This window comes from Nocardia sp. XZ_19_385 (assembly GCF_015355755.1).
Lineage (GTDB): Bacteria > Actinomycetota > Actinomycetes > Mycobacteriales > Mycobacteriaceae > Nocardia.
On record NZ_JACVEE010000001.1, the window covers coordinates 1,632,487 to 1,657,011 of the forward strand.

Annotated in this window: 26 protein-coding genes and 1 pseudogene; 7 read left to right on the forward strand and 20 right to left on the reverse strand. The window is 67.4% G+C overall.

Translation table 11 applies throughout. The features are described 5' to 3' along the window. Positions 1 to 26 precede the first annotated feature (26 nt). From IBX22_RS07640 to IBX22_RS07650, 3 genes are all read left to right on the forward strand, one after another. Entirely contained in the window at positions 27 to 1,241 is a 1,215-nt protein-coding gene (locus IBX22_RS07640) for a lipase family protein (RefSeq protein ID WP_228538246.1), read from the forward strand. A 150-nt stretch (positions 1,242 to 1,391) separates the two neighbouring features. Beyond that, positions 1,392 to 2,936, forward strand: a complete 1,545-nt coding sequence (locus tag IBX22_RS07645) for a long-chain-fatty-acid--CoA ligase (protein WP_194814620.1) — start codon at positions 1,392 to 1,394, stop codon at positions 2,934 to 2,936. Positions 2,937 to 3,060: 124 nt separating this feature from the next. Further along, complete coding sequence (locus IBX22_RS07650; protein ID WP_194814621.1) at positions 3,061 to 3,507, forward strand: lipopolysaccharide assembly LapA domain-containing protein; 447 nt, start codon at positions 3,061 to 3,063, stop codon at positions 3,505 to 3,507. On the opposite strand, the gene IBX22_RS07655 is transcribed toward IBX22_RS07650, so the two are convergent. The 5 genes from IBX22_RS07655 to rpsB all read right to left on the reverse strand — a co-directional run bounded on the left by IBX22_RS07655 (position 3,504) and on the right by rpsB (position 7,844). Beyond that, on the reverse strand, positions 3,504 to 4,445 hold the full coding sequence (locus tag IBX22_RS07655) for a phosphatidate cytidylyltransferase (RefSeq protein WP_228538247.1): 942 nt from the start codon (positions 4,443 to 4,445) through the stop codon (positions 3,504 to 3,506). The two genes, IBX22_RS07650 and IBX22_RS07655, sit on opposite strands and share 4 nt — an antisense overlap. A 48-nt stretch (positions 4,446 to 4,493) precedes the next feature. Continuing rightward, the gene (gene frr / locus IBX22_RS07660; protein ID WP_194814622.1) at positions 4,494 to 5,051 is read right to left on the reverse strand and encodes a ribosome recycling factor; all 558 of its coding nucleotides are present in this window, start codon (positions 5,049 to 5,051) and stop codon (positions 4,494 to 4,496) included. A 68-nt stretch (positions 5,052 to 5,119) separates the two neighbouring features. Then, complete coding sequence (pyrH, locus tag IBX22_RS07665) at positions 5,120 to 5,860, reverse strand: UMP kinase (protein WP_194814623.1); 741 nt, start codon at positions 5,858 to 5,860, stop codon at positions 5,120 to 5,122. 182 nt (positions 5,861 to 6,042) lie between these two features. Then, positions 6,043 to 6,867, reverse strand: coding sequence for a translation elongation factor Ts (gene tsf / locus IBX22_RS07670; protein ID WP_194814624.1), 825 nt, complete (start codon positions 6,865 to 6,867; stop codon positions 6,043 to 6,045). Positions 6,868 to 6,968: 101 nt separating this feature from the next. Then, complete coding sequence (gene rpsB, locus IBX22_RS07675) at positions 6,969 to 7,844, reverse strand: 30S ribosomal protein S2 (RefSeq protein WP_194814625.1); 876 nt, start codon at positions 7,842 to 7,844, stop codon at positions 6,969 to 6,971. Between the two features lie 395 nt (positions 7,845 to 8,239). Between rpsB and IBX22_RS07680 the strand changes: the two genes are divergently transcribed. The 4 genes and pseudogenes from IBX22_RS07680 to IBX22_RS07695 all read left to right on the forward strand — a co-directional run bounded on the left by IBX22_RS07680 (position 8,240) and on the right by IBX22_RS07695 (position 11,543). Then, positions 8,240 to 9,298: a hypothetical protein gene (locus tag IBX22_RS07680; protein WP_194814626.1), complete on the forward strand. Its 1,059-nt coding sequence runs from the start codon at positions 8,240 to 8,242 to the stop codon at positions 9,296 to 9,298. A gap of 152 nt (positions 9,299 to 9,450) precedes the next feature. Further along, positions 9,451 to 9,954, forward strand: coding sequence for a M23 family metallopeptidase (locus IBX22_RS07685; protein ID WP_228538614.1), 504 nt, complete (start codon positions 9,451 to 9,453; stop codon positions 9,952 to 9,954). 98 nt (positions 9,955 to 10,052) lie between these two features. Further along, positions 10,053 to 10,297: pseudogene (locus tag IBX22_RS38495) on the forward strand (hypothetical protein); the annotation flags it as partial. A 733-nt stretch (positions 10,298 to 11,030) separates the two neighbouring features. After that, complete coding sequence (locus tag IBX22_RS07695; protein WP_194814627.1) at positions 11,031 to 11,543, forward strand: DUF1990 family protein; 513 nt, start codon at positions 11,031 to 11,033, stop codon at positions 11,541 to 11,543. Between the two features lie 46 nt (positions 11,544 to 11,589). On the opposite strand, the gene IBX22_RS07700 is transcribed toward IBX22_RS07695, so the two are convergent. The 15 genes from IBX22_RS07700 to IBX22_RS07770 form a co-directional block, all read right to left on the reverse strand. Then, positions 11,590 to 12,195, reverse strand: coding sequence for a sigma-70 family RNA polymerase sigma factor (locus IBX22_RS07700; RefSeq protein ID WP_194814628.1), 606 nt, complete (start codon positions 12,193 to 12,195; stop codon positions 11,590 to 11,592). Positions 12,196 to 12,407: 212 nt separating this feature from the next. Further along, a complete protein-coding gene (locus IBX22_RS07705; protein ID WP_194814629.1) occupies positions 12,408 to 13,124 on the reverse strand; it encodes a GAF and ANTAR domain-containing protein in 717 nt (238 codons plus the stop codon). A 107-nt stretch (positions 13,125 to 13,231) separates the two neighbouring features. Further along, positions 13,232 to 13,948 carry a GAF and ANTAR domain-containing protein gene (locus IBX22_RS38250; protein ID WP_194814630.1) on the reverse strand — a complete coding sequence of 239 codons (717 nt, stop codon included), beginning with the start codon at positions 13,946 to 13,948 and terminating at the stop codon, positions 13,232 to 13,234. Between the two features lie 67 nt (positions 13,949 to 14,015). Beyond that, positions 14,016 to 14,360, reverse strand: a complete 345-nt coding sequence (locus IBX22_RS07715) for a hypothetical protein (RefSeq protein WP_309234474.1) — start codon at positions 14,358 to 14,360, stop codon at positions 14,016 to 14,018. Beyond that, on the reverse strand, positions 14,357 to 16,255 hold the full coding sequence (locus tag IBX22_RS07720) for an alkyl/aryl-sulfatase (RefSeq protein WP_194814631.1): 1,899 nt from the start codon (positions 16,253 to 16,255) through the stop codon (positions 14,357 to 14,359). The genes IBX22_RS07715 and IBX22_RS07720 overlap by 4 nt, the downstream gene beginning before the upstream one ends. A gap of 14 nt (positions 16,256 to 16,269) precedes the next feature. After that, the gene (locus tag IBX22_RS07725; RefSeq protein WP_194814632.1) at positions 16,270 to 16,581 is read right to left on the reverse strand and encodes a DUF202 domain-containing protein; all 312 of its coding nucleotides are present in this window, start codon (positions 16,579 to 16,581) and stop codon (positions 16,270 to 16,272) included. Beyond that, positions 16,578 to 16,934: a DUF202 domain-containing protein gene (locus IBX22_RS07730; protein WP_309234475.1), complete on the reverse strand. Its 357-nt coding sequence runs from the start codon at positions 16,932 to 16,934 to the stop codon at positions 16,578 to 16,580. Before IBX22_RS07730 ends, IBX22_RS07725 begins: the two co-directional genes overlap by 4 nt. A gap of 70 nt (positions 16,935 to 17,004) precedes the next feature. Then, positions 17,005 to 17,700: an acetoacetate decarboxylase family protein gene (locus tag IBX22_RS07735; protein ID WP_194815659.1), complete on the reverse strand. Its 696-nt coding sequence runs from the start codon at positions 17,698 to 17,700 to the stop codon at positions 17,005 to 17,007. Positions 17,701 to 17,824: 124 nt separating this feature from the next. Further along, positions 17,825 to 18,748, reverse strand: a complete 924-nt coding sequence (locus tag IBX22_RS07740; protein WP_194814633.1) for a tyrosine recombinase XerC — start codon at positions 18,746 to 18,748, stop codon at positions 17,825 to 17,827. A 65-nt stretch (positions 18,749 to 18,813) separates the two neighbouring features. Beyond that, complete coding sequence (locus IBX22_RS07745; protein ID WP_194814634.1) at positions 18,814 to 19,224, reverse strand: hypothetical protein; 411 nt, start codon at positions 19,222 to 19,224, stop codon at positions 18,814 to 18,816. Positions 19,225 to 19,555: 331 nt separating this feature from the next. Further along, entirely contained in the window at positions 19,556 to 20,917 is a 1,362-nt protein-coding gene (gene dprA / locus IBX22_RS07750) for a DNA-processing protein DprA (RefSeq protein ID WP_228538248.1), read from the reverse strand. 457 nt (positions 20,918 to 21,374) lie between these two features. Then, positions 21,375 to 22,883, reverse strand: coding sequence for a YifB family Mg chelatase-like AAA ATPase (locus tag IBX22_RS07755; protein ID WP_194814635.1), 1,509 nt, complete (start codon positions 22,881 to 22,883; stop codon positions 21,375 to 21,377). Further along, on the reverse strand, positions 22,883 to 23,239 hold the full coding sequence (locus tag IBX22_RS07760) for a YraN family protein (protein WP_194814636.1): 357 nt from the start codon (positions 23,237 to 23,239) through the stop codon (positions 22,883 to 22,885). The genes IBX22_RS07755 and IBX22_RS07760 overlap by 1 nt, the downstream gene beginning before the upstream one ends. Positions 23,240 to 23,387: 148 nt before the next feature. After that, the gene (locus tag IBX22_RS07765; protein WP_011210678.1) at positions 23,388 to 23,693 is read right to left on the reverse strand and encodes a DUF2469 domain-containing protein; all 306 of its coding nucleotides are present in this window, start codon (positions 23,691 to 23,693) and stop codon (positions 23,388 to 23,390) included. Positions 23,694 to 23,760: 67 nt separating this feature from the next. Beyond that, a complete protein-coding gene (locus IBX22_RS07770) occupies positions 23,761 to 24,525 on the reverse strand; it encodes a ribonuclease HII (RefSeq protein WP_309234476.1) in 765 nt (254 codons plus the stop codon).

The following is a 24,525-nucleotide window of genomic DNA, read 5'->3' on the forward strand; positions in this document are numbered from 1 at the left end:
TTTCATCAGAGATATCCGGAGTATCAATGGCGATCGACGGTAGACGACGGCTCGGAATCATCGCGGCGGCTTGCGCATTGGGGGTGATGTTCCCCGGTCCGGCTGCGGCTGTACCGCTTCCGACGCAGGACCCGTTCTACGCGATTCCCGCGGGCCTGTCCGGCATCCCCAATGGCACGGTGCTCGATTCCCGGCCGATCGAGGCGAAGGCTTTGCTGGCGGCGCCGATGCCCGCCGCCGCGTGGCAGGTCAAGTACAAAACCATCGACAATCACGGGCAGGCGAGCGCATACGTAGCGACTGTCCTTGTGCCACACCAGGCTTGGCGCGGTCCCGGACCGCGTCCACTGGTGTCCTACCAGACCGCCGAAGACGGCGTCGGCGCGCAATGCGCGGCCTCCTACGCATTGCGCGGCGGGCTCACTTTCCCACCGGCCAACAGCCTCAGCGAGACCGCGGTCATCGCGGCCGCCCTGCAACAAGGCTGGGCCCTGGTTGTCCCTGACTATCAGGGTCCCCGTTCGGAATTCACCGGAGCCGCCGGTTCCGCGCACGGCATACTCGACGGCATTCGAGCCGCCCGGCAGTTCGCGCCGGCCGGCATCGACGAGGCTGCCCCGACCGGGCTTTGGGGGTATTCCGGCGGCGCGCTGGCCTCGGCCACCGCGATCCAGGCGCAACGCGAATATGCCCCGGAATTGACATTGACCGGCACCGCGCTCGGCGGGGTGGTCGCCGATCTCAACCTCACCATGCGCGCCTTCAGCAACCTCACCGGCGTCCCGCCGCTCGCGTTCGCCGCCTTGAACCGCTCCTATCCGGACGCGAACGTCTACCAATACCTCAACGAAACCGCACGGACAGCAGTCACCGGCGCCCAGAATGCCTGTGTCGCAGATGATCTGCTCGCCCACCCCTTGCTGCGGATCGAACAGCTGGAGGCGTGGCCGGGCGCCATCACCGACTCGCCACTGTCCCGGCTCATCTACGACACCAGCCCGCTCGGTCTCCCCGGAACCCCGACCGGACCGGTCCTGCTCTATCACGCGGTCGGCGACGAGGCAGCGCCGATCGGGCCCGCACGCCAGCTCGCGGCGAAATACTGCGACGGCGGAGCGCCGGTCACCATGGCGGAAAACCCTGTTGGCGAACACGTCACCGAGGTACTGATCTCGATCCCCGAAGCCATCGGCTATCTGAACGACCGCTTCGCCGGAAAGCCCGCCCCCAGCAGCTGCTAGCGGGCGCGCAGCTCGGCGACGACCGGGTCGGCTCGGCTTCGTTTGGCACTCAGGCTCTTTCACTTGACGCAGGTAGGCCGAACCCAAGACCTCCAATGTGATCGGCCTTACACTTTTTCGAATTCACATGTTAGGCACGGAGGATCGACGATGTATCTCACCCAGGGCTTACACCGGGCATTGCAGCAGAATCCCGACGGGATCATGACGGTCTTCGGTGAGCGGACCCGGACCTTCCGCGAGGTTGCCGAGCGCGTCCCCCGGCTCGCCGGCGCACTGCGCGAACTCGGGGTCGCCGACGGTGATCGGGTGGCGATGCTCGGACTCAACTCCGATCGCTACAGCGAATACCTGCTCGCGGTGCCCTGGGCGAACGCGGTGCTCAACCCAGTCAACATCCGGTGGAGCCCCGCCGAGATCATCTACAGCTTCGTCGATTCCGGCACCAACGTGCTCTTCGTCGACGATGCGTTCGCGGCGATGCTCCCGGCGATCCGGCAGGGTTACGACGGGCTGCTCGCGGTGATCCACTGCGGCGACGGACCTACGCCCGAGGGCGCGTTGTCGTTCGAAGACCTCATCGCGAACAGCGAGCCGATCCCGGATGCCCGGCGCGGCGGGGGTGAACTGGCGGGCGTCTTCTACACCGGTGGCACAACGGGATTCCCCAAGGGCGTCATGCTCAGCCACGACAACCTGTTCGCCTCCGCGCTCGGCTCGGTCGCCACGGGTTACCTGTTCGCGCCGGGCGCCACCTACCTGCATGCCGCCCCGATGTTCCACCTCGCCGATCTCACCGGCTGGGCGGTCGTCGTGTTCCTCGGCGGGACACACGTGATCATCCCGATGTTCGAACCGGTCGCCACCATGCGCGCGATCGCCGCGCACAAGGTGACCGACTCGCTGCTGGTGCCGGTGATGTTGCAGATGCTGGTCGACCATCCGGAGATCCACGACCACGATCTCTCCAGCGTCGAGCGTGCTCTCTATGGCGCCTCACCGATCTCGCAGGCGGTGCTGGAACGGGTGATGAAGGCGTTCCCCAATGCCCGCATGACCCAGGCCTACGGCATGACCGAGCTGTCTCCGGTCGCCACCCTGCTCGGACCCGAGGACCACACCGGTGGCCTGATGCGCTCGGCCGGCCGCGCCGCGCCGCACGCCGAGGTCCGCATCGCCGACCTCGACGACAACGAGGTTCCGCGCGGCACCGTCGGCGAAATCCAGGTGCGCGGCGACCACGTCATGCTCGGCTACTGGAACAAGCCCGAGGAGACCGCGGCCGCCCTGCGCGGCGGCTGGATGCACACCGGCGACGGCGGCTACATGGACGACCAGGGCTACGTCTTCGTGGTCGACCGCATCAAGGACATGATCGTCACCGGTGGTGAGAATGTGTACTCCGTCGAGGTGGAGAATGCCGTCGCCGCGCACCCGAATGTCGCAGCGTGCGCGGTGATCGGCGTCCCGGACGAGGAATGGGGCGAGCGCGTGCACGCCGTCATCGTCTGCATGCCAGGCACAACGGTCACCGCCGAGGAGATCCGCGAGCACACCAAGACGCTCATCGCGGGTTACAAGGCCCCGCGCACAGTCGAACTCACCGACGCCCTGCCGGTTTCGGGCGCGGGCAAGATTTTGAAGCGCGAACTTCGCCAGAAGTATTGGGGCGACACCGAACGCCAGGTGCACTGACCTTCCGGCCGACGGGCGATGGACACCGAAACCAGAACCGGCCTGCTGGTGGTCATCGCCTCCGGTGATCAAATGGTCACCGACTCGGGTGCGTAACCCGGACGGATCCGGGAATGCCCGGAACATGTCGCTGAATCCCGAATATTCGCCCGAACCGCGACGGTCGGAGCCCCCGCCGCAGCGCATCCCGCCCGAGCCCTACCAGCCCGGGCCGGAGGCGTATCACACCGAAACCGAGAAACACGGTCCGGAATTCGATCCGCAGCCCGGAACTGAGCCGAACGCACCCGCGCTGCCACCGGAGACCGCGCCCGCTGTCACCGGCAAGACGTCACTCGGCACCCGCACCGGATGGACTTGGGTCGGGCTGATCGCCAGTGCGCTCATCCTGATCGTGCTGCTGGTGTTCATCCTGCAGAACCTGAACAGCGTGCGCGTGGGCCTGCTCTTCTGGGAGTTCAACCTCCCGATCGGCATCGCCGTGCTGTTGTCCGCCATCGGCGGGGCACTGCTCATGGCCACCGTCGGCGGCCTGCGCATCCTGCAGTTGCGGCGTGCCGTCAAGCGCTAGATCAGGGTGCTGAGGACCAGCCAGGAGACGAAGGCCGACGGCAGCATGGAGTCCAGGCGATCCATGATGCCGCCGTGGCCGGGCAGCAGGGTGCCCATGTCCTTGATGCCGAGCTCGCGTTTGACCTGGGATTCGATCAGGTCGCCGATGGTGGCGACGACAACCAGGCCGACACCGAGCACGACGCCGATCATCGAATTGGCCTGCAGCAACAGGGTTACCGTGAGCAGGCCACCGATGACGGCGAACACCAGGGAGCCGCAGAAACCCTCCCAGGATTTCTTCGGGCTGATCGACGGAACCATGGGGTGCTTGCCGAACAGGACCCCGGCGACATAGCCGCCGACATCCGAGCAGACCACCAGGATCATGAAGGTCAGGACCCGCAGGTTGCCGTCGGGTTCGAGCAGCAGCAGCGTCGCGAAGGACGCCAGCAATGGGATCCAGGCCAGAGTGAAGATGGTGATCGCGGTGTCGCGCAGGAAGTTTCGCGGCGCCTGATGCAGGCCATGATCGAAAAGGCGCCACACCATGCAGATCAGCGCGGTGCCGGCGAACGCGCCCGCGACACCGCTCGCGCCGAACGGCCAGCCGAACCAGAACACCGCCTGACCACCGACGATCAACGGGATTCGGGGCACCAGCACGTCGGCTTCGCGCAGCCGCTTGGCGACCTCCCAGGTGGCGACGCCGACGCCGGCGGCCGCGACAGCGATGAAGACCTTGGGCACGAACAGCAGGATCGCGATCAGCGATAAGCCGAGGCCGAAGCCGACGGCCAGGGCCGCGGGCAGGTTACGACCTGCCCGCGACTTGGGTGCCGCGGGGGCGGCGGCGGGTGTGGCGTATTCAGTTTCAGGTGTGCCGTTGGCCGGTCTCGGCTCCTCGGCCGCACCGGTCGCGGCGGCATTCTCGGCCACGATTGTCCCGTCGCTCAACTCGTCTAGTTCCGTTCGTCCCCCGCCGTCACCGCCGTCCGATGAAACTCAGACCTCGAGCAGTTCGGCTTCCTTGTGCTTGACCAGTTCGTCGATCTGGCCGACGTACTTGGCGGTGGTCTTGTCGAGATCTTTCTCCGCGCGGCCGACCTCGTCCTCACCCGCCTCGCCATCCTTCTGGATGCGACCCAGTTCTTCCATGGCCTTACGGCGGACATTGCGGATGGAGACCTTGGCGTCCTCACCCTTGCCCTTGGCCTGCTTCACCAGTTCCCGGCGCCGCTCCTCGGTGAGCTGCGGAACCGAGATCCGGATGATGTCACCGTTGTTGGTGGGGTTCACACCGAGATCGGAGTTGCGGATCGCGGTTTCGATCGCGCCCAGCGTGGACTGCTCGTAGGGCTTGATCACCACCATCCGCGGCTCGGGCACGGTGATGCTGGAGACCTGGGTGATCGGGGTCGCCGAGCCGTAGTAGTCGATGACGATTCGGTTGAACATGCCGGGGTTGGCCCGGCCGGTCCGGATGCCTCCGAGATCGTCCTTCGCCACCGAGACGGCTTTCTCCATCTTTTCCTCGGCGTCGAAGAGCGCTTCTTCAATCACGACCGTGTCCTTCCTTGACACCGACTCCACAGCGTCGTCATCGTCCTGATCCCTGGCCTGGGTAGTTCCTAGACCTCGGGGTCGGTCCGAACCAATGTGCCGATTTTCTCACCGGCGACCGCACGGGCGATATTGCCCTTAGTCAACAGATTGAACACCAGAATGGGCATCTGGTTGTCCATACACAGGCTGAAGGCAGTTGCGTCGGCGACCTTCAGGCCCTGTTCGATCACCTCGCGATGGGTGATCTCGGTGAACATGGTGGCGTTCTCCACAACCCGCGGATCCGCGTCGAACACCCCGTCCACGGCCTTGGCCATCAGCACCACGTCGGCCTCGATCTCGAGCGCACGCTGGGCGGCGGTGGTGTCGGTGGAGAAGTAGGGCATGCCCATCCCCGCACCGAAGATGACCACGCGGCCCTTCTCCAGGTGCCGCTTGGCGCGCAGCGGCAGATACGGTTCGGCGACCTGGCCCATGGTGATGGCGGTCTGCACGCGGGTGTCGATGCCCTGCTTCTGCAGGAAGTCTTGCAGCGCAAGGGAGTTCATTACGGTGCCGAGCATGCCCATGTAGTCCGAGCGGGCGCGGTCCATGCCGCGCTCCTCCAGCTCGGCGCCGCGGAAGAAGTTCCCGCCGCCGATGACCACGGCCACCTGGATGCCGTCGGAGACGACCTCGGCGATCTGCTCCGCCACCGTCTGCACCACATCCGGGTCCAGGCCGACTTTGCCGCCGCCGAACATCTCGCCACCCAATTTGAGAAGCACCCGGCGATATCCTGGGCGGTCGATCCCCGGGTCCGTCATCGGTGCTCGTCTCCTTCGGCGATTGATCATCAACATGGGCGCGAATGCGCAACACAAAGCGTTCTTATCCTGCCCTATCCGCAATACGCCACGGCACAAGCCCCCGTTCAAGGCGCGTCAGGACAGAAAAAGACCCCTCACACATTGAATCACAATGTGTGAGGGGCCCTTTCACAGGCGTATCAGGCCTGGCCGACCTCGAAGCGCGCGAAGCGGGTCAGGGTGACACCGGCCTCCTCCAGCTGCGCCTTGACGGTCTTCTTGGAGTCGGTGACCGAAGCCTGCTCCAGCAGCACGACATCCTTGTAGAAGCCGTTGACGCGGCCTTCGACGATCTTCGGCAGCGCCGCTTCCGGCTTGCCCTCTTCCTTGGCGGTGGCCTCGGCGATCTCGCGCTCCTTGGCGACGAGATCGGCGGGGACGTCCTCGCGGGTCAGGTACTTGGCCTTGAGCGCCGCGACCTGCATGCCGGCGGCGCGAGCGGCAGCCTCGGCGCCCTCGCCCTCACCCTTGTACTCGACCAGCACGCCAACGGCGGGCGGCAGGTCGGTGGCACGCTTGTGCAGGTAGACGGCGACGGGGCCGTCGAAAGCCGCGACGCGACGCAGCTCGAGCTTCTCACCGATCCGGGCGGCCATTTCCTGCACGGCCTGGTCGGCGGTCTTGCCACCCAGGTCGACAGCCTTGAGCGCATCCAGGTCGGCCGGGCGAGCCTTGGCGGCCGCCGCGACGATGCTGTTCGCCAGCTCCTGGAACTCCGCGTTCTTGGCGACGAAGTCGGTCTCGCAGTTGATCTCGATCAGGACACCGTCCTGAGCGGCGACCAGTCCCTCGGCGGTGGCGCGCTCGGCGCGCTTGCCGACATCCTTGGCACCCTTGATGCGCAGGAACTCGACAGCCTTGTCGAAGTCGCCGCCGTTCTCCTCGAGCGCCTTCTTGCAGTCCATCATTCCGGAACCGGTCAGGTCCCGGAGCCGCTTCACATCGGCAGCGGTGTAGTTCGCCATCTCGGGCGAGCCTCCTTTTGGAGAAAAGATTCGGATACTGGGCAGCGGTGATCACGCTGACACGTCAACATGATCACCGCTGAAACAGAGCGTTAAGAGACTCAGGCCTCGGCCGGGGTCTCGGCCGGGGCAGCCTCAGCAGCGACCTCGGCGGCCGGAGCTTCAGCAGCGGCCTCGGCGGCCGGGGCCTCGGCGGCGGCCGGGGCAGCCTGCGCCAGCAGCTCCTGCTCCCACTCGGCGAGGGGCTCGCCCGCGCCGGCTTCCGGCTTGTCGTCCGAGGAGGACTGGCCCGCGCGGGCCTGCACGCCCTCGGCCACCGCGGAGGCGACGACCTTGGTCAGCAGGGCGGCGGAACGGATCGCGTCGTCGTTACCCGGGATCGGGTAGTCGACCAGGTCGGGATCGCAGTTGGTATCCAGGATCGCGATGACCGGGATGTTCAGCTTGCGCGCCTCGCCGACGGCGATGTGCTCCTTGTTGGTGTCGACGACCCAGATGGCCGAGGGCACCTTGGCCATGTCGCGGATACCACCGAGGGTGCGCTCGAGCTTGTTCATCTCACGCGTGAGCATGAGGATTTCCTTCTTGGTGCGACCCTCGAAGCCACCGGTCTGCTCCATGGCCTCGAGCTCCTTGAGGCGCTGCAGGCGCTTGTGCACGGTGGAGAAGTTGGTGAGCATGCCACCCAGCCAGCGCTGGTTGACATACGGCATACCGACCCGAGTGGCCTCGGCCGCGATCGACTCCTGGGCCTGCTTCTTGGTACCGACGAAGAGAACGGTGCCACCGTGGGCGACGGTCTCCTTGACGAACTCGTAGGCCTTGTCGATGTAGGTCAGCGTCTGCTGCAGGTCGATGATGTAGATGCCATTGCGGTCGGTGAAGATGAACCGCTTCATCTTCGGGTTCCACCGACGAGTCTGGTGCCCGAAGTGCGCGCCGCTGTCAAGCAGCTGCTTCATAGTTACGACAGCCATTGCTCCCGTATCCTTCTTTCTTTGCCGGTTGACGCTACGGATCGGTGATCCGAAGCCCTGGCGCCTCCGAACCGTCGGACCCGGGCCGTTGAGCTCGGGACCAGCCGACGATTCCCTGTTTCGCGATTACGCTGCCGCGACCGAACCCACAGAATGAACTGGAGCTCTGATTCGAACAGCGCCGTTACGAACAAGCACGGATGGCGCGCGAAGTCGGCCGATGCCAGGCACAGACCGCTTGATCAGTCTACGGCGTGGGTGCCCCGAGCTCTAAATCGACCCGGTCCCGTTCTCCTGACCAGGTGAAACGCGGGATATCCACAGTGCGGAAAGTTGTCCCCACTCGCCGAAGCGGGGGTTACGACACACCTGCCGGCGAGACGAATCTCGACGACATGAACCGTACCTCGATCACCACGACCATGCTTGTCCCCTTGGCCTTCGCGGCAGCGGTAGTCACCGCCGCACCAGCGCGGGCGGTGCCCGATGCGCCCGATCCCGTGGCCGGGCAGTGCGCAGGCTCGGTGTGCAGCACGCCACGGCGGATCGACCACTCCCCTTACGTGCCCGGATTTTCCGCCGCCGAGGTCGAGCGTCTCGTCGCGGAATTCGGGCCGCCCCTGTGGCAACTGGCCCCGCTGACGGCGGAGGCTGTGCCCCGGATCGCGGCGGCAATCGGTGTTTCCGCGAGCGAGGTGAACCGCTTGATAGCGGAATTCGGCCCGCCCCTGACTGAACTGGCAGCCGAGGTCGTCCCCCGCCTCGCGGCGGCGCTCGGCATCCCCGCCGGCGAAGTCAGCCGTCTCGTCGCGGAATTCGGGCCGCCGCTGGCCCGACTGGTGCCGCTGACAGCCGAGCTGGTCCCGCGCATCGCGGCGGCGCTGGGCGTCCAGGTAGGCGATATCGAGCGCCTCGTCGCGGAGCTCGGCCCGCCGCTCGCGCAGCTGGTGCCGCTGACCGCGGAACTGGTGAGCAGCTTGATCGGACAGGTCACGCAGCCGCGGCAGGAACAACCACTGCCGACGACGGGGCAGCCGTCCACCGACTCGGAACCGGGCTCCCGCCCAACCAATACTCGGACGCGCACCCCCAAGCCTCCGGCCCCTCGGTCAAAATCGGGCGAGCCCTCATCACCGGCTCGCCAGTCTCCCCCGCTGGTGCTGCGACTGTCCGGCTCCGATCCGAATGCGGATCCGGATGCGGGTGCGAACGCGGGTGCGGGTGCGGGTGCGGGCGCGGGCGCGGGCGCGGGTGCGGGCGCGAATGCGGGTGCAGGCGCGGGCGCGAATGCGGGCGCAGGCGCGGGCGCGAATGCGGGCGCAGGCGCGGGCGCGAATGCGGGTGCAGGCGCGAATGCGGGTGCGGGTGCGGGTGTCACGGTCTGCCCGCCGAACGAATCGTGTTCGCCGGAGGAGGTCACCGTCCTGATTACGCTGTCGTGGGGATCCCGCTGAAGCGAGGGGTTGCCGATCTCTCCTCGATCGCACCGATCGCCCTCGCACTGACCACCCCAATAGCGACGCCGGTGGCTGAACGCACCGGTTCACCGACTGTCAGCCAGGGCCGCCGCCTGCGTATTCGCATGCTCGTGGCGATCCTGGCCGGCATGGCGGTGACCTGTTCGGATCGCGCCGAGCCACCGGCGGCAGCAGCCCCGGCGGGCGAGTTCGGTTGGCCCTTGCATCCTCGACCGACAGTCGAACGACGCTTCGAAAAGCCGCCACGGAACTGGCTACCCGGGCATCGCGGCGTCGACTTGGCGGGCACACCCGGGCAGGCGGTCCTGGCGGCCGGCGACGGAATCGTGGTGTTCGCAGGGGAAGTGGCAGGAAAACCCGTGGTGTCGATCGATCACCCCGGCGGGCTGCGCACAACCTACGAGCCTGTCGAAGCCGAGGTCACCGTGGGCCGCCGGGTCACGCGCGGCAGCCCGATCGGCACCCTGCGGGCCGGGCACGAAGGCTGCACAGTCGCCGCCTGCCTGCACTGGGGCGCCCGCCGCGAGTCGAGCACCCACAGCGAGCGCGAATACGTGGATCCCCTTGCACTGCTCCATATTTCGCCGATCCGCCTGAAACCGGTAGCGCCCGGAGAAAAGAGCTCGCGATGAGATCCCCGTGCAAACCCCTTCACACCAACAGAGCCGACTTCCAACCGACACTTCGCAGGCCGGCGACCGGAGCTGCCCAGCCGCGGCAGGGATCCACTGTGCGCCAGTGTGGTCTGCCGAAGCTGATGACGCTCGAGCTGTTCAAGCCGTCGTCATGAAGCGTCTGGTCGATCTGAACCACACGCAGAACATCAAGTCCGCCAACCGGATGGTCGAGCGTCAGCGTCCCCAGGTGTGGGATGTCCTCGAAGAGGTCATCGCCGAGCACCCGGTGCTGCTGAACCGCGCGCCCACCCTGCACCGCCTCGGCATCCAGGCTTTCGAGCGCCCGGCGCGAGTCGAGCACTCACAGCAAGCGGGTAGATGTGAATCCACCTGCACTGCTCCATATTTCGCCGCTCCATCGCATCGCCGCCGCACTCGCAGAACTGGACCTGACATGAGCCCCTGCGCAACTCGACCGTGCCCGCTGGTCGCTACGAACGGCGCCCTGGTGACCGGCGCGAAGTCTGCTCCCGTGGCTCTTGCTGCCGTGGAGTGCGCCGAGTGCCACCAGCGGCGTGATGCGGTGATTCCACGGCGTCATATCGGAGTTTTCGGGCATTGTGAATCTGCCAACGCTGCTGCATATTTCGCTGATCCGAGACAAACCTGGCGCACCCCCGGACTGAGCTCGCCATGAGCTCTACGCAACACGACCGTCCCCACTCGGTCGCTACGACGGGCACGCTGGTGCCCCAGAGCGACGTCCGCCCGTGGTTCTGCCGCAGTGGAATGCGCCGGGTGCCACCGACGGGGCGAGGCGGTGATTCCCACGGGAGTCATATCGGGGCCTTACAAGATCAGATTGCCCCGAAATGACTCCCATGGATTGCGTGACGGATGGGCTCAGTGAAGCGGTGGGGTGGTGGTCACCGTCGGGCGGTGGCGTAGTGGATGTTCCAGCCAGTTGCGGCGTGGGTTGTCGAGTAGGGCGGCTGCGGGGAGGCCAACTGGGCCCGTGTGGTTTGGGGTGAGGCCGCCGGATGGGCTGGGGCAGGCTTTCTTCTCGCAGAGCGGGGGGCGATGATCAAGGCATGCAGAACGCAGGTGGTTCATCGCTCACTTATGCCGAGGTCGGCGCTACGCGCGGGGAGATGCCGGAGGGGTATCACCAGTTTCGGTTGCGGCGGCGGATCGGGCGGGGGCGGGAGTTGTTCGAGCGGGCCGGGGCGGAGATCTTGGCGTATCGGATGCAGAAGGGCACCAGGATCTTTCGGGAGGCGAGTACGGCTGTGGCGGAGCCGGGGACGGTGTTGACGGTGCGGCTCGGGGTGGGACCGGTGGGGATCATCGCGCCGTGCCAGGTGGTGTATGTGCTGGATGAGCCGGATCGGCGTGGATTCGCGTACGGAACGTTGCCGGGGCATCCCGAGTCGGGAGAGGAGCTGTTCGCGGTGGAGTACGACTGCGCCGACGACAGTGTGTACGGGGTGGTTGTCGCCTTCTCTCGGCCCGGCACCTGGTACACCCGGCTCGGCGGGCCGGTGGTGCGGGTTGTCCAGCGGATCGTCGCCGGTTGGTATATCGGCACGCTGCCGACCGCCTAGGAGCTCGCACACCCGTCGTGGCAGCGGATAGAACGGGTGTGCGAGCTCAGGCGGCGCTGGAGAGCGCCGATTCCAGTTGAGCCAGGCCGGCTCGGATACGGGATTTGACGGTGGCCAGGCCGATGCCGAGTTCGGCGGCGACCTGGGGATAGCTGAGGCCGTGGTAGTAGGCGAGGATGACGGATTCGCGCTGCAGCGGGGTCAGCGCGACCAGGCCGCGGCGGACGCTGCGGTATTCGTGGCGGCGCAGGACTTCCTCGGTGACGGTGTCGACCGGCGGGCCGTAATCGCCCACCGCCCAAGCCAGATTGTGGGCGACGGCGGCGCGTTCGCGGCGAACCCGGTCCACCGCTTGGCGGTGCGCGAGCGTCCACAGCCAGGTCACCACGGAACCCCGGCGCGCGTCATAGGTTGCCGCGCTGCGCCAAACCTGCAGGTAGACCTCGTGACAGGTTTCCTCCGCGTAGCCGGGATCGCGCACGATGGCCAGGACCCGGTGGAAGACGAGGTCGCGGGTGCGGTTGTAGAGCTGTGCGTAGGCGTCGCGGTCGCCGGCGCCGGTGCGCTGCATCAGCTGGACGAGGTTGTCGGCTTCGCCGCGATGGACAGAACGGTGCCGGTAGCGGCGGGTGGAAGAGACGTGCGAGACCATGAAGCCCCCATGGCTGCGAGATCGGCGTGGGAACCGACCATCGGGGGGCAAGGATGCTCAACGTCGGCGTTCGGATTCCGCTCCGGGGACAGGGGTTTCGAAATCCGCCATTCGCCAGATTACCGAGCGGTGGACAGCTCTGTTAGTTCATTTGCACGATCTGCTCGGGCACGGAGGACATGCAGCCGGCGGAGTGGGTAAGCCCGGAGCGATCAGATCCGCAGCCGCAACTCGACGATTCCGGTGGCGACCGCCTGCACGCTGATCCGATTGCGCCGCGCGTGTGCCCGGATCAGTTTGTAGGCGGCGTCGGGAGCGATGTTGCGGGCGTTGGCAATTACGCCTTTGGCTTGTTCGATGACGATGCGCGCATCGAGGGCATGCTGCAATTGGTCTGCGAGTTGCTGCTTTTCGCGTAGTCGGTCCACGGTGACGAGATGACCGGCGATCAGCTGGGCCAGCAATTCGCCCACCGATAGGTCCGGCGCTGCCCAGTCCCGGCGCTCGGCCGAATAGATACAGAGCGCGCCGAAGCTGAGGTCACCGTGCCGCAGCGGGGTGCTGGCCACCGAGGAAATGCCGTGCTGCTCGGCAGCACTCGCGTATTCCGGCCAGACGTCGAGGTATTTGCCGATCTCGGTGACGATGGCGGGTTCGCCGTGGCGCATGGCTTCCAGTGCCGGGCCCCGTGCCGCGTCCAGCTGGCTACGTTCCAGCTCCGCCAGCGGCGAGGTGGACGCGGTGATCGCTGCCGGTTGGCCCTCCGGTAGCTCCAGCCCGTCCCACACCCGCAGCACGGTAGCGCCGGTCAGGTCCAAAAGGTCGGTGGCGCTGTCGATCACGTGCTGGAGCACGGCGGCGGTGTCGTCGGCGGCCATCAGACGCGCGAGCTTCGCCAGTGCCGTCACCAGCAGCTCGCTGTCAGACATCCGAATTACCCCTGTACCGGCGAACCCTTGGTATCCGCCACGGAGATCCTGCGCCGCATCCTGCCCAACTCACCATGGTATGGACCAATGGGCCTCCTGCGAAACCTTCAGTTGCCGTGGGTATTCGGCGAATGTGCGTCGAGTGCGGCGGCGATCGGTAGCCGGCGCTCGATGATGCGCTCAGCAACCTCGGACAGTGAAAGGCCTTGGCGGGCAGCCAGAGACCGCAACCGCGCATAAGCCTCCGGTGCGCCGACGTGCAGGTGAGCAATCACCATACCCGCCGCCTGGTGGATCAGGACGCTGCCGCGCGGCGGTGTCAGCCAGCCCTTCGCCCGCGTGGACTGCGCCGAAACCAGCTGCGCGGTGAGCAGTTCCGCGAGTCGGCGGGCCGCCGAAATGGTCGGGGGCGCCGCCATTTCGGGATCCGGGTCGAACAGGTCGAGGGTGCCCAGCCGGGCCATGCCCAGCCGCAGCGGCACCGACACCATCGCACCGGTGATCGATTCCCGGGTCATGGCGGCGGCGAATTCCGGCCACCGCGGGCAGGGGGTGGTGAGATCGGGCAGCGGCACCGGCACTCCGGTGGCAAACGCGTAGACCGCGGGACCTGCGGCGGCCACCGCCTGTAAGCCCTCGATCCGCGCGGCGTCCGCGCCGGTGACCGACCACGGCCATAGGCCGAGATGTCGTTCGCCGATGAGGATCGCGGCGCCGCGCACGGGCAGGACTTGCACACACGCCTGGCACGCGGCGGAGATATCGCCCCCACCGAGTCGCAGTGCCGAGCTGAACCGCTCGGTCAATTGATCGCTCTGTGCCACGCCATCCTACGAACCGCTTGCGCTTGACCGGCAGCGTCAGGATAGCCGAAATTACCCGACTCTTGTCCTACAAAAGCGCTGCCAGCGCGTCGGCCTCGGCCCGCAACCTTCCGGCGTGCTCGGAGCGACCCCGGCTGTCGTATTCCGCTGCGGCGCTGCGGCGCTCGTCGATCTCCGCGCGGACGATCGCGGCGATGCCGGATTCGGTGAGATCGCGACGCGCCACCTCAGCGGCGCCGAGCCCGACCGGCGACCCTTCGATTGCGCCCGCACGCGCCTCTGAAATGTCGACCGCCTCGGCGTTGTCGATAGCGCCGAGCGCGGACCGCAGCGCGGCGACGGACGTACGGTCGCGAGCCTTTATCGCCACGGTCAGCGCGCTACGCAGCCGGTCTCGCAGGCCGCCGGTCACGGCGTGACGATGGCGAAATCCGGGTCGGGCTCGTCGAAGACACCGACCAGCTTGGCGAGGCCCGCCGGATCGCCGTCGATCGCGATATCGCCCGCCGCGACCGCGACGCCGAAGTCCGCGCCCGTCAGCAGAATTCGGATGAGGGTGGCGCGGGTCAGCGTGAAGGTGGCGTCCGGATCGGGCAGGGTGGCCCCCTCGGGCCGGTCGTAGTGGGTCAGCACGCCGTTGCCCAATTCGACGCGGTGCGTGCGGTTTTCGTCGGTGATGCGCCATTCGGTGACGACTCGCAGGTCCCAGGCCTTGGGCCCGTCGACCCGCAACGACAGCGCGTCGAAGATCTGGTCGACGGTGAGCGCGGCCAGCATGGTGGGCGAGTTGGTTTTGGTGGGCGTGCCGAAGGAGCCGTAGCGGAGTTCGTAGGCGCCGCTGAGGTAGAAGTTGCGCCAGGTGGCGTTCTCGGCGCCGTAGCCGAGCTGCTCGAACGTGCTCGCCTGCAGGTCCCGTGCGGCGCGATTGTCCGGGTCGGCGAAGATCACGTAGTTGAGCACCTGTGCGACCCAGCGATAGTCGCCCGCGTCGTAGGACTGCTGCGCTTTGCGCAGCACCTCCTCCGCGCCGCCCATGAATTCCACGTGCCGCCGGGCATTTTCGATGGGCGGGTGCTCCCACAGATGTGCCGGGTTCCCGTCGAACCAACCCATGTAGCGCTGATAGACGGCTTTCACGTTGTGACTCACCGAGCCGTAGTAACCCTTTGTATGCCAAGACTTTTCGATGGCGGGGGGCAACTGGATCCGCTCCGCGATCTCGGCGCCCACATACCCCTGGTTCAGCATTCGCAGCGTCTGATCGTGCAGGTACGCGTATAGATCTCGTTGCAGCGCAAGGTATTCCACCAGTCGATCCGCGCCCCAGGTGGGCCAGTGGTGCGAAGCGAACAGGACATCGGAGTCGCGCCCGAACATGGTGATCGCCTCGGTCAGATACTTGGCCCAGACGTGCGGGTCGCGGACCAGGGCACCACGCAGCGTCAGCAGGTTGTGCAGTGTGTGCGTAGCGTTTTCGGCCATGCACAGCGCCCGATGGTCCGGGAAGTAAAAGTTCATCTCGGCGGGCGCCTCGGTGCCCGGGGTGATCTGGAAGACCATCTTGACGCCGTCGATGGTTTCGGTCTGCCCGGTGGTGGTGATGTCGAGGGTGGGCGGGATCAGCGTCACCGTACCGAGCGAGGTGGTCTGGCCCAGGCCCGCGCCGACCTGCCCGAGCGGGCCGCGCGGCAGCACCGCGCCGTACATGTAGGCCGCGCGCCGCGTCATCGCGGTACCTGCGTAAATGTTCTCGGCTACAGCATGTTCCAGGAATCCGGCGGGCGCGAGCACCGGGCAGCGCCCGGCCGCCACCTCGTCGGCGGTGGTGACGCCCATGGCGCCGCCGAAATGGTCGGCATGCGAATGGGTGTAGATGAGGCCGGTCACCGGGCGATCGCCGCGATGCACCCGGTACAACGCCAGACCCGCCGCCGCGGTCTCGGCGGAGATGAGCGGATCGATGACGACCACGCCCGTATCCCCTTCGATCAGGGTCATATTCGACAGATCCAAGCCGCGAACCTGATAGATGCCGGGGGTCACCTCATAGAGCCCCTGCTCGATCACCAGCCCGGATTGCCGCCACAGGCTGGGATGCACCGAGGCGGGGCAGGGTTCACGCAGGAAGGCGTAGGAGTCGTTGTCCCACACCACGGTTCCGTCCGTGGCGGTGACCACGCCGGGCTCCAGTGCGGCGATGAACCCGCGCTGCGCGTCGGCGCGGTCGGCGTCATCGGAGAACGGGAGTTCGGCCGCCGCACGCTGTTGCTGCGCGACGATGAAGCTGCTCGGCTCGGTCATCTTCATCCTCCTGGTGGTGGTCAGGGGCGTGGCATGGTGGCGCCGAGCGTGAGCGCGACGCAGGCTACGGCGACCACCGCGAGGGCGGTGGTCGCGACGGCGGCGCGGGCATGGCCGTGCCGGCCCTCGTGCAAGGTGCGATTGCGGACGTAACACAGAGCGGCCAGCGCCCCCATGGTGACGGCGGCGGCGAGCGGCGCGAACTGGGCCGGTCGCCAGCTGCTACCCACGGCGTGGTTGAGAAACAGTGCGGCGCAGATCATCGCGGAGACCGCGGTGCGGCGCCAGGCCAAGGCGGTGCGCTCGGCCGCCAGCCCGGGATCGCGGGTCATTTGAGCAGCACCGCGATACAAGCCAGTATCGAGATGATGGCGATGCCGCCGGACAGGATCGGCACCATCACCGTGCGCGGCAGCCGGTCCCCGCGCCGCATCGCGATACCGACCCGGCGCCAGTGTCCGTATGCGCCGACCGCCACGATGACGGCGAGCAGGATGCAGCTCACCGCGAGCGCCCGCCGGAACCCGGCGGTCTTGAACGGCTGAACCAGCGTGTGCACCGCGACACCACCCGCGAGCAGACCGAGGGAGGTGCGCATCCAGGCCAGGAAGGTGCGTTCGTTGGCGAGGTCGAAGCGGTAGTCGAGCTGTGTTTCGCCCGCTGGTGCCTGCGACTCGGGGTTCACCTCACCTCTCCAATCCGGCCGGGGATTTCACCCTAACGTCCGGAAGGCGCAAAGCCCGTGACCCCGGGGATCACACCGGAGTGGCGTCCTGGAAGGTCATCCGCAGCCGGGCGATCGTCGAGCTCATCGAGGCGCGCTTCGGCAGCCCGAGCCCGGCCAGTTCACGCGCCCACGGGTGCTCGCCGAGGACGAGATCCGCGCCGCCCACCCGGGCGTGCATGCCCTCCGGCTCCATCTCCCACTGGGTGCAGCGGGTGACGCCGTCGATGTGGGAGTAGGCGTCGAAGGAGGCGCCCGCGCCGCGCCTGGCCGGTGTGGCGAAACCGGGGCGGACCGTCAGGTCGACCACCAGCTCACCGTTGTGGTGCAGCACGCCGTGCCGGTTGACGCCCTCGTAATCCATGCGGAAGTCGGCGATCTCCTTGGGGAAGCCCCAGATTCCGCGGCCGGCGGCGAGGGTGAACTCGCCGTCGACGGGCAGTCGATGGATGAAGACGCCCGCCTTGCCGCCGGCCAGCGCGCGCACGTCGGCGAGGGCGCCGGTGGCCGTGGCGGTGTGGTGGCGGACCGAGAACGAGACCCCGAACTCGTGGTAGGGCCCGAGGTCGCCGTCGACGTACTGGACGAAAACGAGCGTGCACAGCGCCCGGTTGCCGGGCACCCGAATGACTTGCAGCCCCGAGTAATCGATGGCGCGCTGTGCCGGATCGGCGGGGACCAGGTAGGACGCCATGAAGGCGCGGGCCTGCCGGATCCGGACCGGCATCTGGATCTCTTTGCCGAGCACGTTGTGCACGGCGCCTGCGTCGTTCACGAAGCCTCCCAAACTAGAACTCGTTTCAGAATAGGGTGCTACGGCGCTCCGGCAAAGGCTTTGCGGCCGACCGTGCTCAAGCGCGCGGATGTGCCTGGTCGTGCACCTTCTTCAGGCGTTCGATCGACACGTGGGTGTAGATCTGGGTGGTCGCCATGCTGGCGTGCCCCAGGAGTTCCTGAACCACGCGCAAGTCGGCCCCGCCTTCGAGAAGGTGGGTGGCGGCACTGTGCCGCAAGCCGTGCGGGCCCATGTCCGGCGCGCCCGGGATCGCCGAAATCACTTCGTGCACAACATCTCTGGCTTGGCGCTGATCGAGCCTGCGCCCGCGTCGGCCGAGCAGCAGCGCACGCCCGGACTCGGGATTCGCCAGGGCGGGCCTGCCGTAGCGCAACCATCGTTCGATGGCCTGGTCGGCGGGGCCGCCGAACGGAGCCGACCGCTCCTTGTTGCCCTTGCCCAGTACCCGGATCAGGCGCCGCTCGCGGTCGATGTCGTCGAGATCCAGACCGCACAGTTCGCTCACCCGGATACCGGTGGCGTAAAGCAGCTCCACGATCAACCGATCCCGCAACGCCATCGGGTCGCGCTGCGCCGCACCCGATTCCGCCGCTTCCATCGCCTCCACAGCCTGCTGCCGGCCCAGCACGGCGGGCAGCGTGCGCTGTGCCTTGGGCGAGCCGAGCCGCAATCCCGGATCGACGGCGAGATGCCCATTCTTGGTCAGCCACGCCGTGAACGTCCGAGCCGACGACGCCCGGCGCGCCATGGTGCTTCGCGCCGCTCCCTTCGCCGACTGCGCGGACAGCCAGGATCGCAGCAGCGCCAAATCCAGTTCCCGCACAGCCGAATCCGCCGCCCGCTCGCACAGGTGGGCAAACAGCGACCGGGCGTCACCGAGGTAGGCCCGCACGGTATGCGCCGACCGGTTCTGCCCGAGCCGCAGATACCGCTGATACTCGGCCAGCAGGGCTTCCAGATCCTCAGGCAGGTCTTCCATATGGACCACCGTCGCGCGCACACCCTTTCGTTGGCAAGTCCCCGCGCCGTGCCCGGACGCTCCGATCACATAGGGGCCCCGAGCAGCTCGGCTATGCGCACCGCCTCCGCAGTGCGCAGCCGAAACTCCACCCGCCCGGACCGTCCCTCGTGAAAGTCGCCCGCCTCGAACCCGAAGCACACCTCGTCCGACCCGTGCACCGTCACCTCGAGCCCGGCCAACTTCGCACCGCGCGTCACATCGAGCACCGACCGCCCCTGCGCCCACACCACCAGCCGCTGCTCCGTCACCGCGATCGCACCGCTCACGGTTTCCTTGCTCCACGATGTATAGCGCCACGGCGCCCGGTAATCGCGCAGCGTCAACGTCCCCACCAGCTCTTCTGCCGCCACCCGCACACCTTCGGCCTCGAGCTCGGACCGAAGTTGCTCCGGCAATCGTCCCGCCCGTCGCCGGGCCCACCCGAACGGATTCACCTGCCGAATTCTACTGCGCTACATCCGAAATCAGAGGTTATGCGGTGCAGCGATCGGTCTCGGGGCGGATCAGCGATTGACATCATTTTGGCCCAAGGCAGAGCTCCCTTCTGGTCATTGAGCGTCGGAGGTGGCCGCCGACTCGAGGCCCTCCCCCGATGCCAAGGGTGCGGTGGCGGGCGATCGGAGGCCCCGCCTCGACGCACCACACGTGGGAACGCGCCAGCGAAGGGTGAGGTCGCGGGGCGATCGGAGGCCCCCGCTTCGACGCACCAGACGGTGGGAACGCGCCAGCGGCGGAGGCCGACATCAGTGGTTCCGATCGACCCTCCTACCGTGCGTTCTTGTTGCGGGTGGAGGCGAGCCGGTACCAACCGCGTTCGCCGACACCGACAAGCTCGGCCAACTCCAGTGCGGCCAGCGCTGCACGCACGATGGGCAGCGGCAGATCGGTGCGACTGGCCAGTTCGACAGGCTGTCGGGACCCGCGCTTCGGGAGTGCGCCGAAGACGGTGGCCTCGTCACCGGTCAGCGCGTCCGCCGACCCCGTGGCAGTGCCCGCAGTGCCCGGCAGCGACAACCGCAGCGGACCGGCTTCGTCGATCACCTCCTCCGCTCGGGTGACGAGTAGTGCTTCCCCGTCCCGGATCATGTGGTGGCAGCCGACCGACGACGCCGAGTTGACCGACCCGGGGACCGCTAGAGCCGGACGCCCGATGCGGCGTGCCCATTTCACGGTGTTGCGTGCACCGCTGCGCAGCCCGGCCTCCACCACCAGCACCCCGTCCGCCAGCGCGGCGATCAGCCGATTGCGAGCGAGGAACTGATGCTTGCGCGCGGAAGTGCCTGGCGCGTACTCGCTGACGACCAGTCCGATGTCGGCGATTTCGGCGAGCAGCCGATCGTGGTCGACCGGATACGGGCGATCCACGCCGCACGCGAGCACGGCGATGGTCGGAGCACCGCTGGCCAGTGCCGCACGATGCGCCATCGCATCGATGCCGTACGCCGCACCGGAAACAATCGTCCACCCCTCTACCGCAAGATCACTCACGATGTCCCGGGTCACCTGGTGGCCGTACGACGTGCTGCAGCGCGCCCCCACCACCGCCAGCGCACGCTCGCTGGCATCGAGCAGGGACCGCGGGCCCCGCACCCACAACACCAAGGGCACAGCCCCGTCTTGATCACGGCCCGTTTGCAACTGCGTGAGGCCCAACATCCGCCAAGCCGGCCATTCCGGATCGTCGGGCGTCACCACCCGCCCACCGAGTCGCTCGACGATTTCCAGATCCTTTTCCGCGCAATCCATTCCACGTCGCCGCTCCGTCGGGCCACGCAGCGACTCCGGCAATGCGCATTCCCGCACCGCCCGCGCCGCCTCCACCACCCCAACCGACTCGATCAGCGACGACAACGCCGCACACGGCCCTTCGACCACCCGCGACAGGTAAACCCACGCCAAGCGCCGCTCGTCATCCGCCGCCGATGGCCACCCGCTGCTCGAACCCGGCACCGCAGCACTGGGATCCAGCGATCGGCCCGAGCAACCGACCAGACCGGACGGCCCGGCGTCCAGCTCGATCATGCGAGCCCCGCTGCCAGCCGCGCGGGCCAGCCACGCCCCGTGCACTGGCTGCCCAGCCTCTTGCGCCATCGCGCCTGGCCCAGCCTGCTCCCCCACCTCGCTCATGTCTGCGCCTCGCCAGCGCTGAGGATCTGACGTGCACGACCCAAACTTCGATCGCGATCATCCCCTGCTCGATCACCTCGCTGCCGGGAGACCGGTACACGACCCAAACTTCGATCGCCATCGTCACTTGCTCGATCACCTCGCTGCGGGGAGACCAGTGCACGACCCAAACTTCGATCGCGATCATCCTGTGCTCGCTCGCCTCGCTGCCGGAAGACCTGCGTCATCGTCGCTACCTGGGTGCTGTGGGCCGACGCCTGCGAGGGGCACACGATTCGATCGCATCGTCCGCTCACTGCGCACCCCGCTGCCTGAAATTCAGTGCCAGCATGACGTCCTGGGCGCTCGGCATATCCGCCCCGCGCAAGTCGGAGATAAGTCCCGGCGGCACGGATGGCGCGGTCGGCGCCGCGTGCCGAAGCCCGTGAGGGGCACACGATTCGATCGCATCGTCCACTCACTGCGCACCCCGCTGCCTGAAATTCAGTGCCAGCATGACGTCCTGGGCGCTCGGCATGTCCGCGCCGCGCAAGTCGGAGATGGTCCAGGCGACACGGATGGCGCGGTCGGCGCCGCGGGCCGACATCCGGCCCATGCGCAGGGCTGTTTCGACCGGGTCGATGGACTCGCGGGGCAAGCGGAACCGTTGGCGCAGCACGTGTCCTGGTACTTCGGCGTTGGTGGTCCAGCCGTCGTCCTGCCAGCGGGCCGCGGCGGCTTGGCGGGCGGCGGCGACCCGGGCGCGCACTACCGCACTGGGCTCGGCCTTGTCCGAGCTGAAGCTCGCACCCGAGTGGGCGCGCATCTGTACCCAGATATCGATGCGATCGATCAGTGGACCGGACAGCTTGCCCAGATAGCGGCGGCGAGCCATCGGCGCGCAGATGCAGTCGACATCGCGGGCGGGCGCGCAGGGGCAAGGATTCGCGGCGAGCACCAACTGGAATCGGGCCGGGTACCTTGCCACGCCGTCGCGCCGCGCGATTCGAATCTCGCCTTCCTCCAAGGGGGTTCGCAGGGCCTCGAGAACCTTGGTGCCGATCTCGGCGCATTCGTCGAGGAATAGCACGCCCCGATGCGCACAACTCACCGCACCGGGGCGGGCCGAGCCGGAACCACCGCCGACCATGGCCGCCGCGGATGTCGAGTGATGCGGCGCGACGAACGGTGGCATGGTGATCAGCGGCTGGTCGCCGGAGAGCAGGCCGGCCATCGAATGGATGGCCGTCACCTCCAGCGCCTCGGCTTCCGACAGCGGCGGCAGCAAGCCCGGAAGTCGTTGTGCCAGCATTGTTTTGCCGATTCCTGGCGGGCCGGTGAGGAGCAGGTGGTGACCACCCGCCGCGGCCACCTCCAGCGCCCAGCGCGCTTCCTCTTGGCCGGCAACCTCGCTCAGATCGCCGCCGACCGGCATAGCGGACGGCAGATCACCGTTCGGCTCGATCAACGTGCCCTCGCCGCGCAACCAGGCGACCATCGCACGCAGGCTGGTCGCGCCGAGGACTTCGATGCCGTCGACCAAACCGGCTTCGGCCAGTGCGGGTTCGGGCACCACCACCGTGGGCCAGCCCGCATTGCGGGCTGCGATCACCGCGGGCAGGATGCCGCGAACCCGTCGCAGCCGCCCGTCCAGCGCGAGCTCACCCAGGACCACCGTCTTGGCCAGCCGCTCGGACGGAACAGCGCCTGCCGCGTCCAGAACCGATACTGCGAGGGCGAGGTCGTAGACGCTGCCGACTTTCGGGAGCGTCGCCGGTGACAAGGCCAGGATGACGCGCCCATCCGGCCACTTCTCCCCCGAGTTCGCGACCGCCGAGCGGACTCGATTCCGGGATTCCTGCAAAGCGGTGTCGGGCAAGCCGACCAGATGCACCGAGGGCAGGCCCTGGCCGATGTCGGCTTCGATTTCGACGAGCTGGCCGTCTACTCCGGTGACCGCGACGGAGTGTGCGCGTCCGAGGGCCATCAGAACGCCGCCGCGAGGTGTTCGACGACCGGCTCCCGGCCGGGGAGCACCAGCACCGAGATCACGTCGAAGCGGACCGTGCGATAGGGGCCGTCGTGTTCTTGTAGCCACAGCAGGGCCAGTTGCCGAATGCGGCGGCGCTTATCGAAGGTGACCGACTCCTCGGGGCGGCCGAAACCCAAGCCGCGCCTGGTCTTCACCTCGACGAAGGCGGTGACCTTCGAATCGTGTGCGATGAGGTCCAATTCCCCGAACCGGCAGCGCCAGTTCCTGCCAATGATCTCCCAGCCGGTGGCCAGCAGATACTTTGCGGCCAGCTCTTCCCCTCGTGCGCCGAGCGCCTTGTTATCCGTCACCCGCACAGCGTGCGGGGTGGCCGCGACAGCGCCGCCGAGCCGACCTGGGGAAACGGAAAGGGTGTGGATAACCGTTCAGCTGTGGACAACTCGCGTCCACCCAGCCGTCTAGCACAAGAACCTGTCGGTCCCCCGTGCTAGCCGAGAACTACTCGGGAAGCCGCAGGTCCGGCTTCTCCAGCTCTTCGATATTCACGTCCTTGAAGGTGATCACCCGGACGTGTTTGACGAAACGCGCCGGACGGTACATGTCCCACACCCAGGCATCGCTCATGCGTACTTCGAAGTACACCTCGCCGTCGGCGTTCTGCGGCCGCAGCTCGACGGAATTGGCCAGGTAGAAGCGGCGTTCGGTTTCCACCACGTACGAGAACTGACCGACGATGTCCTTGTACTCGCGATACAGCGAGAGTTCCATCTCGGTTTCGTACTTCTCGAGGTCCTCGGCACTCATCGGGTGGAAGTCCTCCTAATTCGCGGTCCTTGATGAGACACAGCCCTAGCGGCGTCGTTGGAGCACATCATCTCGCATGGACCGCGTCGCTAGCCACTCGGCCTTCCCGCGCATCCTCGGCCAGCATCGCGTCGGCGTATTCCAGCGCCGGATCGACGGGCACCAGACCCGCCGTTTCCCGCACATTGCGCCAAGAGCGCCGGTGCTCGCTGCTGGGCCCCAGGCGGTGCAACGCCTCGGTGTGCTCGGGCGTGTTGTAGCCCTTGTGCGCGGCGAAACCGTAGCCGGGCAGGCGCTCGTCGAGCTCGACCATCATCCGGTCGCGAGTGACCTTGGCCAGGATGCTGGCGGCCGCGATGCAGGCGGCCACGCCATCGCCGCCGATCACCGGCAGCGACGGCGCGGGGATGCCGGGCACCCGGAAGCCGTCGGTGAGCACATAGCCCGGCGTCCGGCCGAGTCCGGCGACCGCGCGGCGCATGCCTTCGATATTGGCGACGTGGATGCCGATCGAATCGATCTCCCAGGCCGGGATCACCACGACCTCGTAGGCCAGGGCCAGCCGCTGGATGATCGGGAAGAGCTCCTCCCGGGTGGCCTCGGTGAGCTTCTTGGAATCGTCGAGCCCGCCGAGCCGGTCGTAGGCCTTCGGGGCGAGCAAGCAGGCGGCGACCACCAGCGGGCCCGCACACGGACCGCGCCCGGCTTCGTCGACACCGGCGACCGGGCCTAGCCCGCTGCGGATCAGCGCCGCTTCCAGGGTGCGCAAACCACCCGCCTTGCGCATCACGACGCGCGGCGGCCAAAGAGTGGTGCTCCGGGTGTACCCCAC

What these genes read in the sequence shown, in the direction of transcription:
- IBX22_RS07640 (WP_228538246.1), top strand. Translation starts at nt 27, where the DNA reads ATGGCGATCGACGGTAGACGACGGCTCGGAATCATCGCGGCGGCTTGC.
- IBX22_RS07645 (WP_194814620.1), top strand. Translation starts at nt 1,392, where the DNA reads ATGTATCTCACCCAGGGCTTACACCGGGCATTGCAGCAGAATCCCGAC.
- IBX22_RS07650 (WP_194814621.1), top strand. Translation starts at nt 3,061, where the DNA reads ATGTCGCTGAATCCCGAATATTCGCCCGAACCGCGACGGTCGGAGCCC.
- pyrH (WP_194814623.1), bottom strand. Translation starts at nt 5,860, where the DNA reads ATGACGGACCCGGGGATCGACCGCCCAGGATATCGCCGGGTGCTTCTC.
- tsf (WP_194814624.1), bottom strand. Translation starts at nt 6,867, where the DNA reads ATGGCGAACTACACCGCTGCCGATGTGAAGCGGCTCCGGGACCTGACC.
- rpsB (WP_194814625.1), bottom strand. Translation starts at nt 7,844, where the DNA reads ATGGCTGTCGTAACTATGAAGCAGCTGCTTGACAGCGGCGCGCACTTC.
- IBX22_RS07680 (WP_194814626.1), top strand. Translation starts at nt 8,240, where the DNA reads ATGAACCGTACCTCGATCACCACGACCATGCTTGTCCCCTTGGCCTTC.
- IBX22_RS07685 (WP_228538614.1), top strand. Translation starts at nt 9,451, where the DNA reads ATGGCGGTGACCTGTTCGGATCGCGCCGAGCCACCGGCGGCAGCAGCC.
- IBX22_RS07695 (WP_194814627.1), top strand. Translation starts at nt 11,031, where the DNA reads ATGCAGAACGCAGGTGGTTCATCGCTCACTTATGCCGAGGTCGGCGCT.
- IBX22_RS07700 (WP_194814628.1), bottom strand. Translation starts at nt 12,195, where the DNA reads ATGGTCTCGCACGTCTCTTCCACCCGCCGCTACCGGCACCGTTCTGTC.
- IBX22_RS07705 (WP_194814629.1), bottom strand. Translation starts at nt 13,124, where the DNA reads ATGTCTGACAGCGAGCTGCTGGTGACGGCACTGGCGAAGCTCGCGCGT.
- IBX22_RS07720 (WP_194814631.1), bottom strand. Translation starts at nt 16,255, where the DNA reads ATGAAGATGACCGAGCCGAGCAGCTTCATCGTCGCGCAGCAACAGCGT.
- IBX22_RS07725 (WP_194814632.1), bottom strand. Translation starts at nt 16,581, where the DNA reads ATGACCCGCGATCCCGGGCTGGCGGCCGAGCGCACCGCCTTGGCCTGG.
- IBX22_RS07735 (WP_194815659.1), bottom strand. Translation starts at nt 17,700, where the DNA reads ATGCCGGTCCGGATCCGGCAGGCCCGCGCCTTCATGGCGTCCTACCTG.
- IBX22_RS07740 (WP_194814633.1), bottom strand. Translation starts at nt 18,748, where the DNA reads ATGGAAGACCTGCCTGAGGATCTGGAAGCCCTGCTGGCCGAGTATCAG.
- dprA (WP_228538248.1), bottom strand. Translation starts at nt 20,917, where the DNA reads ATGAGCGAGGTGGGGGAGCAGGCTGGGCCAGGCGCGATGGCGCAAGAG.
- IBX22_RS07755 (WP_194814635.1), bottom strand. Translation starts at nt 22,883, where the DNA reads ATGGCCCTCGGACGCGCACACTCCGTCGCGGTCACCGGAGTAGACGGC.
- IBX22_RS07765 (WP_011210678.1), bottom strand. Translation starts at nt 23,693, where the DNA reads ATGAGTGCCGAGGACCTCGAGAAGTACGAAACCGAGATGGAACTCTCG.